A 14,685-nucleotide genomic window follows, 5' to 3' on the forward strand; every position below is an offset into this window, starting at 1 on the left:
CTGATCCACAAGACCGGCCCCGCCACCTACGCCCTCGCCTGCTGACCCGACACGCTCGACACCGACCAGAAGATCCTTAACTTCCCGGCCTTGCCTCAAGGAGGGACGCGTGAGGTACATGCTGGTGAAGGGCAACTCCGACGAGGCCAGGAAAACGCATGAGGGATACCTGATGAAGGAGTACGACATCAGGCCTCCCGAGAAGGACGGAAATGATCAAGATTCCACGCCATGAATTTCCCACCGGCGCCCTGCCGCAGGTGCTGGGAGAGCTGCAGACAGGGCTGGAGGAGGAGCTCGAGGACCTCGCGGAGAGCCCCGAGTGGTTCACCACGGCCCTGCGCTCCGCGACCACCGTCCTCAACAGGCGCTGCTCCGGGGACCCCACGGCCGACAAGCTGGAGACCTGGGAAGCCTGTGTCACCGCGATGCAGGTCGGCTCCGCTCTCTTCACCGCGGCCCGGGCGACGACACCGACCGTCGAGTGCCGGATCGGCCACAAGCAGCACGTCCTGCGCTCCGGTGCCGGCCCCTGGGCCCACGCGGGCAACTGGCTCACGGCGTTCTGGCTGGCCTGCGTATGCCGCGAACGGCAGCGCACCAACGACCTGTGCCAGGTCCCCGTCTCCCTGCTGCGCGCATCCGGGGCCGACTTCGACGAGTACATCTACGCGTGGGTCGAAGCCCTGCAGGCGTACTGGCTCAAACAGCCGAGTCTCGGCGACAAGCTGGTCGCCGCCGTGGACGGAACCGACCCCGACGTGCTCCGGCCCGCGACGCGAAGCGCCGTACTGCGTCTCATGTATCCGCCCATGGACCTCCTCACCCAGCTGGTCCGCGGCGACCAGGACAGGTTCAACACCGAACTGGCCAAGGCCGTCGAATGGCACAAGGAGTACTGGACTCGCGACGAGGAACTGGCGCGCGACTCCGACGGTCTCATCGCCCTGGGCCCCCTGGCCGTCGCCTGCCTGGCCCGGGACTCGGGGTTCACCATCGAGGTCGAGTCCGAGTACCTGCCCAGATACCTCCTCGACGGCGGCTGGTACGGCGAGTTCGCGACCTGACCCCAGCTCCGACCCCCGACAAGGAGTCCTCCGTGGCCCCGGCCGTCCCTGCCTCTGCGCCAAGGCTCGTTCCGCGGCATGAGTCCCCTACGCGCGATGTCCCGAGGATGCTCGAATCCCGTACCAAGGGCTTCTGGGACGACGTCGAAGATCTGCGGGACGAGCCGCCATACAGATCGGCTCCTCCCCCGATGAACCTCCTGACCCAGCCGGCCCGCGGGGACGAGGCGAGGTTCAACACCGGGCTGGCCAGGGCCCTGGAGTGGCACAAGGACTACTGAACCCGCGACGAGGACCGCGCACTCGACACCCGAGGCCTCCTGGCTCTGGGCCCGCTGGGTCTCTCCTGAGTCGCCGTCCAGGCCGGATTCACCATCACCGTGGAATCCGAGTATGTCCCCGAAGTCCTCCTCGACGGCGGCTGGGCCGACAAGTTCCCCATGTGACCGACCCCTCCGACCGAACAGCACCAGAGAGGAAGCCCATGGCTCCCGACACGCCCGCCCCCGCACCTCAGGGTCCGCCCACCACCCCGGACCAGGCCGTCCAGATCGTCCTCAGCCGCTACGCCCAGCCCAAGCTCCCCGACGGCACCCCGGCCGAGCTGCACGTCCACGAGTTCGACATCGGCTACCTGGTGTACGCGGTCTTCCCGCCCCCCGCCGAGAGTGCCGGACCGCCCCGGCCCGCGCCGCCCGGCGGAGCCAAGATCGTGGTGTCGAAGGAGACCGGCGAGACCGTGACCGTCCCGAACTTCCCGACCGAACAGGCGATCGCGCTCTACCGCAAGAACCTCGAACGCAACGCCTGACCTCCATCCACCACTCCGGCACACGCGAGGACCCGCACAGATGACGGCCACGACCACCGGCTACGCACCCCATCCCTACACCGGCGGCCGCACAGTCGTGCTGCGCGCACTGGCCGCCTGGCGGATGGAGCGGCCCGGTTCGCCCCGCGTCACCGTCCTCACCGGCAGTGCGGGCAGCGGGCGTTCACACCTGCTCACCGGCTTCCTGATGCTGTGCGATCCGGAGTTCCGCGGACGGCTGCCGCTGGCGGACCTCGACCCGTCGACCGTACCGCCCGAACTGCCCGCCCCCGCGGTGCCGAGCGCGGCGGGCCTGACCGCGGCGCAGCTCGGCGGGCTCATCGCGGGCCACTACGGCCTGGACGCCACCCGCGTCGACGAGGTGTACGCCGCCCTGGGCGCCCTCGGCCGGACCGAGACCGTCGTGGTGCCCGACGTCGACCGGGCGGGGCAGGTGCGTGCGGCAGGCGAGCCGGCCCGCGTCGTACGGGAAGTGCTCAAGCCGCTCGCCGCCACCGCCAACATCCGGCTGCTCACGGACCTGCCCCGCGACCTCGCCGCCGAACTCGCCGGCGCGCTCCCGCCCGGCACGGCGCAGGTCATCGACCTCGACGAGCCGCAGTGGGCCGACCCGCACGGGCTGGTGCTGCAGGCCGACGCGCTGCTCAGCCCGGAGTCCGGCGCACCGGAGCTGCCCCTCACCGCGGATCCGTCGACGCGGCGCGCCCTCGCCGAGGCGATCGGACGCCGGGCCGGCACCAGCCCGCTCACCGTGCAGCTCGCCGTACAGAGCATCCTGACGAGTCCGGGGGCCGCCGCCCCGCACGACGAGACCCTTCTGCCCTCGTCCCTCGGCCAGGCACTCGACCTGCACGCCCGCCGCCTCGGAGCGGATCCGCGGACCCTGCGTCACCTCCTGGCGCCGCTGGCCCTCGCGGAGGGCGACGGTCTGCCCGTCGACCTCTGGACACGGCTCGTCAACGCCCTTGCCGGCAAGGACATGAGCGGCGCCCTCGCGAACAGCGGCGAACTGGCCGGCCCGTTCGTCGAGTCACTCCGGCGGGACGGGGACGGCAGCGCGCGTACGCTGCTACGGCTGCTGCACCCGGCCATCGGCGACGAGATCCGTGCCGGGCTGCCGAACGTACGCGCCGCCCAGACCCAGATCGCGATGACGCTGCTGGAGGCCGTGCCGGGCCAGGACTGGAGCAAGGCCGATGCGTACGTACGCGACCACGTCGCGGGCCACACCCTGGAAGCGGGCCTGCTGCCCCAACTCCTGACGGATCCTGGGTTGTTCGTGCACGCCGACCCCGTTCCGCTGCGGGCCGCCGTCGAGGCCGTACCGGAAGAAGAACTCGGCGCAGCGGCCCGTACATACCTGCGCACGGCCCCTTTGCTGACCCGCACCCAGGCCCCCGCGACACTGCGCGCCGCCCTGCTGGAGACCGCGTTCGTGGAGGACGGCCTCCCCGAGTACGCCGACGCCATCCACGGCCGGCTCGGCCTCGACCTGCCCTGGCGCACCCTGTGGAGCGTGTCCGTGCCCGGCATCAGCGCGGTGGCCGTCGGCAGCCTGCCCCGTCCGGAAGGACCGGCCGTTCCTGTCGCCGTGCTCGGCGTCCCGGCGGGCACGCTCGTCCACGCCCTCGCAGGGCCGGACGACCTGGGCGACGTCGACCCCGGACAGGTCCTGCGCCTCTCCGAGGAGGAGCGGGCCGCCGCTCCGCTGGGGCTGAGCCGCGGCGCGGACTACGTGCGCGTCTGGGACCGGGCGACGGAGGACGTCGTGGCCGCACTTGTCTCCGACACACCCGTCGCCGCCGCCGACCTCTCCCCGGACGGCATCCTCGTCGTCGCAACCGAGCGCGGGGCGAAGGCCCTCCGCATCCCCGGACAACCTCTCGGCCGGGCCCGGTCCGTCTGACACCCCCCTACCGACTGGGCCCCGAACGGACAACACCCTTCACCCAGCCCGCTCCGGCTCCACCGTCCCCCTCCTGATCTCACTGATAACTTGCTGCTTCTGCCAGTTGAGTCCATTGCCTTCACGGGGAATCATGAGCCAGCCGCCGTTCCAACCGCCGCCGCAGCCTCCGCAGCCTCCGCAGTCACCGCAGAACTACCCGAACCCGTACAGCCAGCCGGCACCGCCGCCGCCGCAGCAGCAGCAGCCGGGGTTCGGGCCGCCGTCTCCCCCTGGGCAGCCCCCGATGTACTCCGGAGCGCAGCCCGTCCCGCAGGGGCAGCCGCCGATGCAGCCGATGTACCCGATGCAGCCGACACCGCCGTTCCAGGCGCCGCCCTTCGGACAGCGACCGGACGCAGGCGGTAATGCCGTCGGTGCGGTGTTCCTGGGCCTCTTGGTCTCCTTCATCGTGTCGCTGCTCTACAGCGGCCTCATCCTGGCCACGTACAAGGACATAACGTCCAGCACTGTGGCCAACACCCTCTACCTGGGCCATGCACTCCTCAATGGAGCGATTGTCGGCGCACTGGTCGGTAAGGTGGGGCGTGGCAGCAACGGCGCCCGGATCGGCGGAGCCGTCATCGCCGCACTCGGCGCCTTCTTCGGCGACGCCAACGCCCTCCCCCTCATCATCGCCAAGGAACAGTCCCTCATGGCGATCAGGGACATGCTGGAATACAACCCGTTCCTCCCGGCCAAGGCATGGTGGCACAACGACGCCACCGGCGGAGTCGACTGGTTCTCCCCGCTCGGCCTCGTACTCGCCGCAGTCGCCGCCTGGGGCGTCGCCTACCTCATCGGCAACAAGCGCCGTCCGGTATGACGTATCCGCCGCCGCGCCCCCGTGCCTCGAGCAACGGCAAGGCGCGGCACGTCATCCCCGGCCCCTGGAACGGGACGAGGAACCGCTGCACCCCACCCTCCCCGGCTGCGTTACCGCCTCCCCGTCCCCGCGAGTTCCCGGTGCCGCCGGTCGCCGCGATCCAGCAGCAGGTCCCGCAGTTGCGGCTCGGCGAGACCGGGCATGAGGCGGGCACATGGGTGCTCCGGACTGCAAGGGGCACCGGGAGCGCACACGCGGATCCTCACGCTGAAGAGCCGCTCCGCTTGATGACCAAGGGCTCTGCGGGTGCCGGTGGTTGGGACTCGGAGGAGGCCGAAGGGCAATGAGCACCCGCACCCGTGCCACGTCGGCCACCACCGCCGACGCCCCCCTTCTGGCGTCGCTGGTTCCTGCTGGTGCCCGCGCCGGTCTGCTCGCCGGCCGCCCCGCTGCTCCAACCGGGCCCGCGCCGCGCGGCACATCGAGGCGGGCAGCGGCCAGGACCCGTGTGGCAGGGGCGCACCGCCATGGCAGTGGGCTGCCTCATCCCCGTAGGACGGCCGGTACAACTCGCCACCCTGTACTGGGTGTACGAACCGGCCTCCTCCGGTGGGCAGGCCTGCCTCGGGGCTGACGCTGACGTGTGACCTGGCGGCCGCGCCTCAGCGCTGAGCCGACCGCTTGCCGTCGACCGAACCGTGCACGGGGGCGTCCCGCTCGGCACGTTCGCGGTCGAGTTCGGCCTGCTGCCGGGCGTCCCAGTCCGCGAACCGGCCCTTGGACTGCTGGCGTTCGGCGTACGTCTGGTCCTCGGCCGCCCGGCGCATCTCGTGGAGCCGCTGGTAGACGGCCTCGGTGTAACGCGGGTCCTGGAAGGCGTCCTTGACGTCGACGCCGCCGCTCAACACCTCACTCGCCATCGCACGCAAGGCCGGATCGAGCGAGGTCGCGCCGGCGATGGTGCGCAGGGAGCGGCGCAGCCGCAGGGCCTGCTCGGGGTCCTGGGCGATCCCCATGAGTTCCTCGTCCTGGATCTCCCGGTCCGCGGTCATGGGTACGGCCGTCCTTCCTGTCGTGTCCTGTCGTGTGCCACCGGTGAGGGACGTCACCCGAACTCGCTCCGGGCCCAATCCTGCGCGCCCCCGGAGGCGTGCGCAGAGCCGGAGCGCGCCGTCGAGTGGGATGCCGGGATCCTGTTGGAGGACGCCTGCGCGGTGCGGGAGGAGCCCGAGCCCGCCTCGGAGCCTGACCCCGAGCTCGCCTCGGAGGAGCTGTCCGCAGCCCCGTCGGACGACTCCCCGGTGTTGCCACCGTGTCCGGAGAGCGTGTCGACGCCGTGCTGTACGCGATCGCCGACCGCCCCGGTGACCTTCTCCGTCGCCTGGTCGACGGCGTTGTCCACGTGGCCCTGCACGTCCGTGTAGCCCGCCAGGGTCGACCCTTCGCCGCCCTTGACCTCGTTCTTGAGGCCGTCCAGGTACTCGCCGCCCGCCTTCTCGGCAACGCCCGCCGTCTCTCCGAGGTCGATGCCGGACCGCTCGTCGAAGTGGGCCTCGATGCTCTGCTGGGCGACGTTCTGCGCCATTCCGACGGCGGCTTCCTTGGTCTTCTCCTTGGCCGCGTCCACCACCTTCTCCTGGACGAACTGCTTCGCCTCTTCCTTGATCTTGTCCTTGGCGAACTGCTTGACCTTCTCCTTGGTGATCTTCTCGAGCTGCTCCTTGGCGATCTTCTTGAGGGCGTCCATGGTGGCGTGCTCCATGGCCTTGGTGATCGCCTGCATGACCTCCGTCTTGAGCTTGTTGAGCAGCTCCCGGACGATCACCCGCGCGGCCTGGGTCGCACCCAGCGCGCCGACCTCGGACAGTCCGAAGGTGAAGGGGGCGGACGCCTGCGCCGCGATGATCTCCACGGCCAGGGCGATGAGTTGCGCGATCACGGCCAGCTTCGCCGTGAGGACCGCGATCGCGGCTGCGTCGAAGGCGAGGGCGATCACTTCGCACGCGGTCTTCGCGTCCGGGATGTACCTGTCCTGGCCGTTCGAGCCGGTGTAGGCGCCCCAGCCCTTGGTGAATTCGTCGACGGCCGTACCGGCGTTGCTCGCGACGACGGTGCGGGCGAATCCTTCGCCCTCCGTCTGGATCGTTTCGAGATCCCTGCCGAAAGCCCGCCAGGCCTCGGCGACGTCGTGCAGTGCTTGTTCGTCGGCCTCGGGCCAGCTGTAGCCGAGGAGATCGAGCACCCAGACAAGCTCGCTGGGCAGTGTGAGCGACATGCCAATATCCCCGAATTTAATTAGAGTTGGCCCGAAATCCCGTCCATCAGAACATAGTTCGACGATTCCGATTCGTCGTAGTTATGCGCCATGTCCTGCAGGTTGTGCCCGATCTTCTCCAGCCGCTTCCCCAGGCTGTCCATCGATGTGAAGATTCCGTCACGAACCGGCGTGTAGACCTGCCCGAAAATCTCCCCGAAATCCGCGTCCGCCCACGGTTCACCCAGCCCCTCAAGGGCGTCCTGGAGCCGCTTGGATGCCTTGGTGAAATCGCCGCCAAGTTCGGCGAAGTTCACTCCCTGCCTGCGGAGTACGGCAGTGTCCACATCAAAGGCGTCGAACGCCATTACTCTCCCCCGAGCTTCACTTGGCGCAGTTCATATAGGACGACAGGCGGATACCTTAGACTCCTCGCGCACGACCCGGCAAACCGTCGGTCAAGATCGTCAAGTTTCCCAGGGGGACAACCAACAGTGGTGACAACACAGTCGCGTTACGGCAGTACAGGCAGCCTTTGGGTGGGCAGACTCGTCGGTCTGGGGCTGCTCCTCGTGGCCGCGACCGTCACCGCGGTGACCATTCCGGAACTGCGCAGCGAACTTGCAGGCAAGGGCACCAAGGGAACCCTCACTGTTTCTTCATGTGAGACACACACGAGGACCCACTACGGCACGCACAGGCGTACGACACAGCTCGAGTTCAGCTGCACCGGCAACTGGACCGCACAGAACGGCAACGCCAGTTACCAAGACGTCGTGGTGAACACGACATCGCGTTTCGAGAGCGGCGCGAAAATCCCTGTCGTACAAGCGGACGACACCTTCGAACTGCCCGAGGACCGGGCGCCAGGAAAAGACGCCGCGATTCTCGCGTTCTGCCTCTCTCTGATGGCTTTCGGCATCTTCTGCCTCCTCACCGGATTCGGCGCCCGCAACGGCCCAGCCCTCTCGGACTCCTGGCAGCGCCTGCCGGCGACAAAGGTCACCGGCCCTGTCCTGGGTGGCGTATTCGGCCTGGGCGCCCTGGCGGCACTTGTCTGCGCACTCGCCCTGTAACAGCCGCCCGTATCCCCCCTGAGGAACCCCCAATGACACAAGTACAAGGGAACGCCGCGCCGAACGCCGCCGCGGCGGGAGACCGGGCGAGCCGTGGCCGCCTCATCGGCGCAGGACTGCTCCTCGTGGGACTCGTCCTCCTGGCTCTCGGCGCCTACCTGGGCCCCTACACCTACGCCAGGTCCACACCCGGCAAGCTCACCGTCCAGACCTGCACCGTCGAGTACAAGTACCGCAGCTCGTCGAGCAGTTCGAGTTCACGGAAGAAGACCAGGACCCGGTGGTGCTACGGCACCTTCACCTCCGACGACGGCACCGTCAAGGACCTCAACGCCGAGCTCCGCAGCGACGCCCTGTACCAGCGCGGCCACGTCATTGAGGCCCGCAGGATCAGCGACGTCTCCTACATGCAGGACCAGGGCTGGGCGCACGCCATCGCCGTCGGCTGCGCATGGTGGTTCGGCGCCCTGATCGCCCTGGCCGTCGGCCTCTTCAGCGCCATCACCGGCTTCCCCTACGGACAGGGGGAGAGCCGGCGGCTGTTCCGCACGGCCCTGGTGACGGTCGCGGTGGGCGTACTCGGCCTCGTGGTCAGTCTGCTGGTGGTGTTCTTCACGTGACGGAGGGCCTGGCGCGTCCGCGGAGACGAGAGGCGCCGGGCCGTCACCACCCGCCTACCCGCACTCCGAGGCGGGTGCATCGCAGGGCCTTCTCGGCCTCCACGGAGCTGGAGTCGGCATCGTTCGCTGTCTTCTGCTGCTGGGCGTTCACCTTCTTGGAGTCGATGCCTTCGCCGCGTGCGGTGGCCCAGCTGTCGATGATCCGGGAGCTGTCGTCCTCGAGGAACTGGGCCTGGTCCGCGTCGACCCGCTCGACGACCGCCTGTTGCCGGCTGCCCGCGATGTACCGTGCGCGAGCTGCTTCGGTTCGGCCTGGGCGAGGTGAGGGAGTTGGCGGTGGCACATCAAGTAACGGTTGATCTACGCTGACCAGGAACGTTCCTTCTGTACGGGGTGAGAGCCGGGCGACCGGTTCCGAAGGAGACGGCGATGAGCCAAGCAGTCGATCCAAGGCTGGCGTATGCCCAGGTTTCGGCACCAGCCACCACCGCTGCACCAGTTACGACCACTGCCGCTCAACCCGAGCCGTCGCCCTCGCCGGGCCCTCCACCCACCCCTCCGTCGTCCGCGCAGCCGGTTTGGGGCGGCGACCCGGATGTCGGCGTCAGCTCGTCGTTCCTCCGCGGCAGAGCCAACGACTGCGACACCACCTCCGAGTTGCTCCGCAAGAACGGCGGGCCGGCCGAAGACGCCTTCCGCGACCTGGCGAAGGGGGCGCACGGCTGGTCGTTCGTCGACAGCATCGACGACATGCAGAGCCGCTGGGAGCTCCTGCTCACCCTCATCACGGGCCGTCTGGACACGGCGGCGCAGAACTTCCGCGACAGCGCGGACGCGTACGACCGCAACGAGGTCGCGACCGCCTCACAGTTCGCCGATCCGCACGCCCCGAACCCGTTCCGCTGAGCCGGAGGAAGCAGCATCGTGGTCACCTTCCACCAGCTCATGGAGCTCGACGTGAACGCGCTGGAGACGTTCGGCGACAGCTGGAACGCGATCCACCGCAAGATCAAGGACGCCCGTACCGAATTCCACGACGGCGTGGTCAAGAAGCTCCACCAGGACCATTGGCAGGGCAAGGCGGGGGAGCGGGCACAGGCGTACTGCGACCTCATCCAGACGGACATCGACGCCCTGGACAAGGAAGTCAGGGCGCTGCGCGACTACGTCGACACGGAGGCCGACGGCGCCAAGGGCACCAGCGGGGCCAAGGGCTTGCGGGAGCACCAGCTCAAGGCCCAGGACATCCAGCGGCAGGCGCTGGAGCACGGCATGACGATCAGCGCCGACGGCCAGATCGAGATGTGCGTCGTCGACGACCCCGACGACCCGGACGTGCACAAGAACTACGAAGAGCACCAGCACATAGCCGACGACCTCCAGAAGCGGATCACGAAGGTCCTCAACGACGCGACCGAGGACGACGAGTGGCTGGCCCGGCGACTGAGAATCGCCTTCGGCACGATCCACAACTTCGAGAGCGAGAACCGGAAGTTCAACATCGCGGAACCGGACCCCCGGGACCACGAGATCCGCAACAAGCTCAACAACGTCGGCGCGGCCTTCGCCAGCCCCTACTACGACTACCCCAACGCCGCCGGCCTGATCCAGCACTACCTGGACGCCAGCGGCACGGACGTCGAGGTAGACCCGCAAACCCTGATGGACCAGGTCCCGGCCTTCCAGAAGGACGTCGACAAGACTTTGCGGACGGATGTGCACGGCCGCCCGGACGGCCCCTTCACCACCGAATGGCAGAGCACCGCCCCCAACCCCAAGGACGGACACAGCAGTTCGGACTGGTACTACGCGCTGAACCACTTCCAGTACCGCGTCACCGGTTACGTCCACAACGGGGAGGTCACGTACCGCGTCGAGGTCCAGAAGCGCTACGACTGGGGCATCCCCAGCGAGCACCGTTCCGACGTCGGCGGGGGCGGGCAGGAGATGGAACAGGCCGACATCGCCCATCTCAACACTGTGGGTCTGGCACAGGACTTCAACGTGTACGGCACCTCCGACGAGATGACGTCCTGCGCATGACCGGGCAGCATGCACCCAATAGCGGCAATCGCCGGGGCCGGGACGATCTCCGGGACCGGGCGCCCGAGCCGGATCCCGGCCGCCGCCGGGCGATGAGGTCTGTGCTGCGGATCGGGCTGGTGCTGGTGGGGGTTGTGGCCGTCGTGCTGACCTTCATCGTGGTTCGGGACTTCATCGAGTTCGACCATGCCGTCCACCACCCTGAGGACGGATTCTCGGGCTGGCAGTGTGCGAGTCAGTCGGGTACGTGCGGGCCTTGAGCGGACCTCTCTGACCGGCCTCTCTGACCGGTCACGGCTCGCATGTCATCGCGTGGCCTGAGCACAGCCAGTCGCCGTCCGGGGAGTCATCGAGATCGTCGATGGATTGGACGAGCCCACAGGCCGCGTAGAGCACAAAGGCAGCGCAGGCCGACAGCAACAGCCACAGCATCACCTTCCTGCCCTGGGAACGCCTCAGCCGGGAACGCAAACGGGATCCTTCCTGCGGAATCGGTGATCGGCTCAGCCGGGTGGGTGCGCCGCGCGGGCCCATGACAGTCAGGCAGTGGTAGTGACTCAGTCGAAGTCGTTCGTGCCTGGCGTGGGGCGGGTGCTGATGGTCTCGTCGTACGTCGGCATGTTCGTGCCGTAGGAAGTGCGCGGGTCCGGTGCCGCGCTGCCGGGCGACCGGCTGCCCGGGTCGAAGTCCGGGTGTCCGACGGGATGGCTCCCGCTCGGGCGCAGCACCGCGGGCATCTCCCCGGGGGTGGCCTGAGTCGAGGTGTCCGTGCCGGTCTTCTCGAAGTCCTGGGAGACCCGCTCGTCGTTCCATTCATGGCCGTCTGCGGACGACCTGAGGTTGTCGCCGCCGGCCTGGATACGGGCGTGCAGTCCCTCGAGGGCGGGCTTCCAGCTGTTGGCGATCTCCGCCAGGGCGGGTCCCATCGACCAGCCGGTGAGCGAAGTCGCCGCGGTGCCAGCCTCCCTGACCGCCTTGCCGGCGGGGCCCTTCATGGTTCGGGCTATGCCGTCGCACGCCCCGGCGGAGGCGCGGAGTTCGGTTGGGTCGACGTCGGTGCGCTGGGACACGTCCGGTTCCTCCGTTCTTCTCAGGTCGGTTCTTCTCAGGTGTTCAGAACTGCTGCTGCTTGGTGCCGGGCGGGAGCATGCAGGGGGTGCGTACGGCGAAGGAGAGCTCCTGCGGCTCCGTCTTGCCGGAACCGACGGTATCTGCCGTGACCATGTAGGAGTTCTTCTTATTGCGAGCCCTGAAGACCATCGATGCATAGGCGCTCTTGAACTCCCGGTACGAGGTGACCTCATACCCCTGCTGGGAAAGCTCCCGACGGAGCGTCCGCGCGACGCGTGTGTGTTCCTTCACGGGGGCCGGAGAGTAAATGTAGTAGAAGAGGCTGTACCGGCCGTCCTCAGCCACCTCGTCGTTCTCCCCGACGCACGCCTCGAAGTGCACCTTGGCCGTCGATGGGGTGAGCTCGACGTCGGTGAGCCGAGCCATGTACTCAGTGTAGTCCTTGGCCCATTTCAGCGCTGCTTCCTTTTCCATGCGAGGCAGCGGGGCATTCGGATCATCACTTTGAGACATGCATCCTCCGGTCAGGAGCAGGGCGACTGAAACAGCAAGTACCGCGCGGATCGGGCCGTTACGTACCAGGGGGCGCATCAGCCTGCGGCGGCATGTCGAAGTCCTTCTTGGGGACTTCTGTGGGCTGTTTCCCCGCGATGATCGCCCCTTGGTTGGCAAGCGATTGGCTGCCCTTGTCCCAGTAGCCGCTGTGTCCATGTGTGTCTACCTCGATGTTGTTGCCACCGAACATTTCAATCGTGGGGTTACGACCGAGGGTGTAGCCAGCGGTGTTGTTGGCGATGCTGTCGTCCTCTGCGGTGCCGATCCACACGTGCTCCGGATCCATCTGCAGATCGGAGGCGTGGTCCACGGTCATGCCCGGACTGCCGACCGCCACAACGTCGTCAGCCCCCAGACCATTGGCCCCCGACGCGGCGGCACCGACCACCGTAGTGCCGTAGCTGTGTCCGATGACGGTGGTGTGGCTCGGTGACCCGTCGTGGGAAGCGTGCGTGCCCGCCACGAACTGACGCAGGTCTGGAGCGGCATCCTCGGCTCGACCGGTCCCGCCGACGCTGTTGAAGTCGGTCAGGGAAGCTTCAGGGGCGTCATAACCGAGCCAGGTGATCATCGCCACGCTCTCGCCTTTGGACTGCTGCTCCGCCGCCGACTGCAGCCTGTCGATGCGTGAGAGCTGGCCGGGCACGGCCTCCATGTCCGTGTTAGTGCCAGGTACGAGGATCCCGGTGTTCGCGGCCGTGTCCGGGTTCCCCATGGCGATGATGGCCCGTCCGTCGTCCTTGGAGTCGTAGCCGAGGAGGTACAGCTCCTTGCCCTTGGGCGCGCTGTCCGCCTTGTCCAGCTGGTCGTTGAGGACCTCGAGGTTGTTCAGGCGCCGGTTGACCGTCTCGTCGCTCTCGCCGGGGAACCCTTCGTCCCAGTTGCCCTCCTGGATCAGATTGAGCTCCTGGGCAAGGGCGGTGCGATTCGCGTCGTCACGTACGTCCGACGGCAGACCGTCGGTCGCGCCGATCTCCTTCGGGTAGAGAGTGGTGTAGGTCTGACGCTCCTCGGGGCTGAGGGCCTTCCACCACTCGGCGGCGGCCTTCGGATCGTTCTCGGGAACCTGCGGGCCCTGCACGCCGATGGCCTTCATGGCGTTCTTGACGTCCTGCGCGGACTCCGCCGCCGCGTCATGGCTCAGCGGGTCGGTGAGGATGTCGCCGTTGAGATCCGCGAGAGCCTTCGCACCGTCGTTGCCGGCCTTCTGCGCGTCCGTCAGGGCGGTGTCGATGGCGGCACGGTGCTGACCGAGCAGGGCGTCCCGGTCGGCGATGATCTGCTGTGTCAGGGTCCTGGTGGGGCAGGCCGGCGGTCGTCGGGTCGCTGACCCAGCCGTCGCCGTCGACCTCGTAGTGGTCCTCCTCCGCCCGCCGCACCGCGCTGCGCAGGTCCGTCTGGGCCTGCTCCATCCAGAACTTCGTGGTGTCCAGGACCCAGACCTCCGGAATCGGTTTCTTGATCACTGTTGAGTCGTGGCGAGGTGGTAGGTGAGCGGGCGGGAGTCGCCGGGGAGGTGGGGCGGGGTCTGGTTGATCTCGTCGATCAGCAGGGTCAGGGCGCGTGCCAGGCGGCGGCTGCCGGGCGGGTCGAGGGTGACGGTGATCTTCTTCGGCTGGTAGTCGAGGGTGCCGTGGAGCTGGAAGAGGCTGCGGGTCAGCGTGCGGTATTCGTTGTTGTCGCGCAGGTAGTTGTTGAGGCGGTCGGCGAGCCAGAGTTCGCTGTTGTAGGCCAGCATCCGCAGCACCATCTGGAAGGTGCGCCGTCCGATCGCGGGCAGGGCCCGCTGCCGGCCGGGGCGGAGCTGGTTGGCGGGGATCTTGACCGGGACCTGCTTGAGCTCGGTCTTGGCGGTGGCCAGGTGCTTCGTGGCCTGCTCGACGGCCTTGCGGGCGGCGGGGATCTGCTGGTTGATCTTCGTGACGGGGCGCAGGGGTGATTCGACGAGGCGGGCCAGGCGGCGTTCGGCGGTGGCGAGGTCCTTCTCGCGGTCGCGGACGGCCTGCAGGGCAGCGGCGCGGGCGGGGTTGTCGATGGGTGTGGTGTCGTCGGTTTCGGTCATGCGGTAGTCGCACAGCCAGTCGATGCCGTGCAGGCGTGCCAGGTCCTTGATGGCGTTCTCGATCCGCCAGCGCGAGCGCAGCCAGGCAAGCAGCGACGCGGCGTCCGCGGCCATGTCGGAGGTCAGCACCTGCAGCCGCAGCACTCCGTCCTCGAACAGGGAAAGCTGCCGGCACACCCCGTAGCCGTCGAACTCCACCAGCTCATCTGCCAGATACACCACCTCACCCGATCCGGCTTCGGCTTCGGCTTCGGCTTCGGCTTCGGCTTCGGCTTCGGCTTCGGCTTCGGCTTCGGCTTCGGCTTCGGCTTCGGCTTCGGCTTCGGCTTCGGCT

General features: G+C 68.2%; 19 protein-coding genes. 11 read left to right on the top strand and 8 right to left on the bottom strand.

All coding sequences use genetic code 11. The features are described from left to right. Positions 1-109 precede the first annotated feature (109 nt). The 6 genes from AB0N07_RS46285 to AB0N07_RS46310 all read left to right on the top strand — a co-directional run bounded on the left by AB0N07_RS46285 (position 110) and on the right by AB0N07_RS46310 (position 4,670). Positions 110-235, top strand: a complete 126-nt coding sequence (locus AB0N07_RS46285) for a hypothetical protein (protein ID WP_365846210.1) — start codon at positions 110-112, stop codon at positions 233-235. After that, entirely contained in the window at positions 213-1,067 is an 855-nt protein-coding gene (locus AB0N07_RS46290; protein ID WP_365846212.1) for an immunity 49 family protein, read from the top strand. The genes AB0N07_RS46285 and AB0N07_RS46290 overlap by 23 nt, the downstream gene beginning before the upstream one ends. Before the next feature lie 107 nt (positions 1,068-1,174). Beyond that, a complete protein-coding gene (locus tag AB0N07_RS46295; protein WP_365846214.1) occupies positions 1,175-1,348 on the top strand; it encodes a hypothetical protein in 174 nt (57 codons plus the stop codon). 203 nt (positions 1,349-1,551) lie between these two features. Next, a complete protein-coding gene (locus AB0N07_RS46300; protein WP_365846216.1) occupies positions 1,552-1,878 on the top strand; it encodes a hypothetical protein in 327 nt (108 codons plus the stop codon). Positions 1,879-1,918: 40 nt separating this feature from the next. Beyond that, a complete protein-coding gene (locus AB0N07_RS46305) occupies positions 1,919-3,805 on the top strand; it encodes an ATP-binding protein (protein WP_365846218.1) in 1,887 nt (628 codons plus the stop codon). 133 nt (positions 3,806-3,938) lie between these two features. After that, positions 3,939-4,670: a hypothetical protein gene (locus AB0N07_RS46310; protein ID WP_365846220.1), complete on the top strand. Its 732-nt coding sequence runs from the start codon at positions 3,939-3,941 to the stop codon at positions 4,668-4,670. Positions 4,671-5,332: 662 nt separating this feature from the next. Here AB0N07_RS46310 and AB0N07_RS46315 read toward each other — a convergent pair. The 3 genes from AB0N07_RS46315 to AB0N07_RS46325 are packed head-to-tail and all read right to left on the bottom strand — an operon-like array spanning position 5,333 to position 7,292. Beyond that, positions 5,333-5,722 carry a hypothetical protein gene (locus tag AB0N07_RS46315; protein WP_365846222.1) on the bottom strand — a complete coding sequence of 130 codons (390 nt, stop codon included), beginning with the start codon at positions 5,720-5,722 and terminating at the stop codon, positions 5,333-5,335. A gap of 53 nt (positions 5,723-5,775) precedes the next feature. Then, positions 5,776-6,945, bottom strand: coding sequence for a PE-PGRS family protein (locus AB0N07_RS46320; RefSeq protein WP_365846224.1), 1,170 nt, complete (start codon positions 6,943-6,945; stop codon positions 5,776-5,778). A gap of 20 nt (positions 6,946-6,965) precedes the next feature. Further along, on the bottom strand, positions 6,966-7,292 hold the full coding sequence (locus AB0N07_RS46325) for a hypothetical protein (protein WP_365846226.1): 327 nt from the start codon (positions 7,290-7,292) through the stop codon (positions 6,966-6,968). A gap of 204 nt (positions 7,293-7,496) precedes the next feature. On the opposite strand from AB0N07_RS46325, the gene AB0N07_RS46330 reads away from it, so the two are divergent. Further along, positions 7,497-8,000 (top strand): hypothetical protein, encoded by a 504-nt coding sequence (locus AB0N07_RS46330; RefSeq protein ID WP_365846228.1) that lies wholly within the window; start codon positions 7,497-7,499, stop codon positions 7,998-8,000. Between the two features lie 32 nt (positions 8,001-8,032). Further along, the gene (locus tag AB0N07_RS46335; RefSeq protein WP_365846230.1) at positions 8,033-8,620 is read left to right on the top strand and encodes a hypothetical protein; all 588 of its coding nucleotides are present in this window, start codon (positions 8,033-8,035) and stop codon (positions 8,618-8,620) included. Positions 8,621-8,663: 43 nt separating this feature from the next. On the opposite strand, the gene AB0N07_RS46340 is transcribed toward AB0N07_RS46335, so the two are convergent. Further along, on the bottom strand, positions 8,664-8,963 hold the full coding sequence (locus AB0N07_RS46340; RefSeq protein ID WP_365846232.1) for a hypothetical protein: 300 nt from the start codon (positions 8,961-8,963) through the stop codon (positions 8,664-8,666). Between the two features lie 314 nt (positions 8,964-9,277). Here AB0N07_RS46340 and AB0N07_RS46345 point away from each other — a divergent pair, with 314 nt between their 5' ends. From AB0N07_RS46345 to AB0N07_RS46355, 3 genes are read left to right on the top strand one after another with little or no spacing between them, the layout of a single operon-like run. Further along, on the top strand, positions 9,278-9,526 hold the full coding sequence (locus AB0N07_RS46345; protein ID WP_365846234.1) for a hypothetical protein: 249 nt from the start codon (positions 9,278-9,280) through the stop codon (positions 9,524-9,526). Positions 9,527-9,544: 18 nt separating this feature from the next. Then, positions 9,545-10,663: a hypothetical protein gene (locus AB0N07_RS46350; protein WP_365846236.1), complete on the top strand. Its 1,119-nt coding sequence runs from the start codon at positions 9,545-9,547 to the stop codon at positions 10,661-10,663. Then, positions 10,660-10,923, top strand: coding sequence for a hypothetical protein (locus tag AB0N07_RS46355; protein ID WP_365846238.1), 264 nt, complete (start codon positions 10,660-10,662; stop codon positions 10,921-10,923). Before AB0N07_RS46350 ends, AB0N07_RS46355 begins: the two co-directional genes overlap by 4 nt. Positions 10,924-11,220: 297 nt before the next feature. Here the strand turns inward: AB0N07_RS46355 and AB0N07_RS46360 are convergent, their stop codons facing one another. The 4 genes from AB0N07_RS46360 to AB0N07_RS46375 all read right to left on the bottom strand — a co-directional run. Continuing rightward, positions 11,221-11,733: a type VII secretion target gene (locus AB0N07_RS46360; RefSeq protein ID WP_365846240.1), complete on the bottom strand. Its 513-nt coding sequence runs from the start codon at positions 11,731-11,733 to the stop codon at positions 11,221-11,223. Positions 11,734-11,776: 43 nt separating this feature from the next. Beyond that, positions 11,777-12,208 carry a hypothetical protein gene (locus tag AB0N07_RS46365; RefSeq protein ID WP_365846242.1) on the bottom strand — a complete coding sequence of 144 codons (432 nt, stop codon included), beginning with the start codon at positions 12,206-12,208 and terminating at the stop codon, positions 11,777-11,779. A gap of 97 nt (positions 12,209-12,305) precedes the next feature. Further along, positions 12,306-13,385: an alpha/beta hydrolase gene (locus AB0N07_RS46370; RefSeq protein ID WP_365846244.1), complete on the bottom strand. Its 1,080-nt coding sequence runs from the start codon at positions 13,383-13,385 to the stop codon at positions 12,306-12,308. A gap of 366 nt (positions 13,386-13,751) precedes the next feature. Beyond that, positions 13,752-14,685: putative transposase (locus AB0N07_RS46375; RefSeq protein WP_365846246.1), on the bottom strand; the 934-nt coding region annotated here is incomplete at its 5' end.

This window comes from Streptomyces sp. NPDC051172, from assembly GCF_040682555.1.
GTDB lineage: Bacteria > Actinomycetota > Actinomycetes > Streptomycetales > Streptomycetaceae > Streptomyces.

What these genes read in the sequence shown, in the direction of transcription:
- AB0N07_RS46315 (WP_365846222.1), bottom strand. Translation starts at nt 5,722, where the DNA reads ATGACCGCGGACCGGGAGATCCAGGACGAGGAACTCATGGGGATCGCC.
- AB0N07_RS46310 (WP_365846220.1), top strand. Translation starts at nt 3,939, where the DNA reads ATGAGCCAGCCGCCGTTCCAACCGCCGCCGCAGCCTCCGCAGCCTCCG.
- AB0N07_RS46300 (WP_365846216.1), top strand. Translation starts at nt 1,552, where the DNA reads ATGGCTCCCGACACGCCCGCCCCCGCACCTCAGGGTCCGCCCACCACC.
- AB0N07_RS46325 (WP_365846226.1), bottom strand. Translation starts at nt 7,292, where the DNA reads ATGGCGTTCGACGCCTTTGATGTGGACACTGCCGTACTCCGCAGGCAG.
- AB0N07_RS46365 (WP_365846242.1), bottom strand. Translation starts at nt 12,208, where the DNA reads ATGGAAAAGGAAGCAGCGCTGAAATGGGCCAAGGACTACACTGAGTAC.
- AB0N07_RS46370 (WP_365846244.1), bottom strand. Translation starts at nt 13,385, where the DNA reads ATGAAGGCCATCGGCGTGCAGGGCCCGCAGGTTCCCGAGAACGATCCG.
- AB0N07_RS46355 (WP_365846238.1), top strand. Translation starts at nt 10,660, where the DNA reads ATGACCGGGCAGCATGCACCCAATAGCGGCAATCGCCGGGGCCGGGAC.
- AB0N07_RS46290 (WP_365846212.1), top strand. Translation starts at nt 213, where the DNA reads ATGATCAAGATTCCACGCCATGAATTTCCCACCGGCGCCCTGCCGCAG.
- AB0N07_RS46305 (WP_365846218.1), top strand. Translation starts at nt 1,919, where the DNA reads ATGACGGCCACGACCACCGGCTACGCACCCCATCCCTACACCGGCGGC.
- AB0N07_RS46320 (WP_365846224.1), bottom strand. Translation starts at nt 6,945, where the DNA reads ATGTCGCTCACACTGCCCAGCGAGCTTGTCTGGGTGCTCGATCTCCTC.
- AB0N07_RS46295 (WP_365846214.1), top strand. Translation starts at nt 1,175, where the DNA reads ATGCTCGAATCCCGTACCAAGGGCTTCTGGGACGACGTCGAAGATCTG.
- AB0N07_RS46335 (WP_365846230.1), top strand. Translation starts at nt 8,033, where the DNA reads ATGACACAAGTACAAGGGAACGCCGCGCCGAACGCCGCCGCGGCGGGA.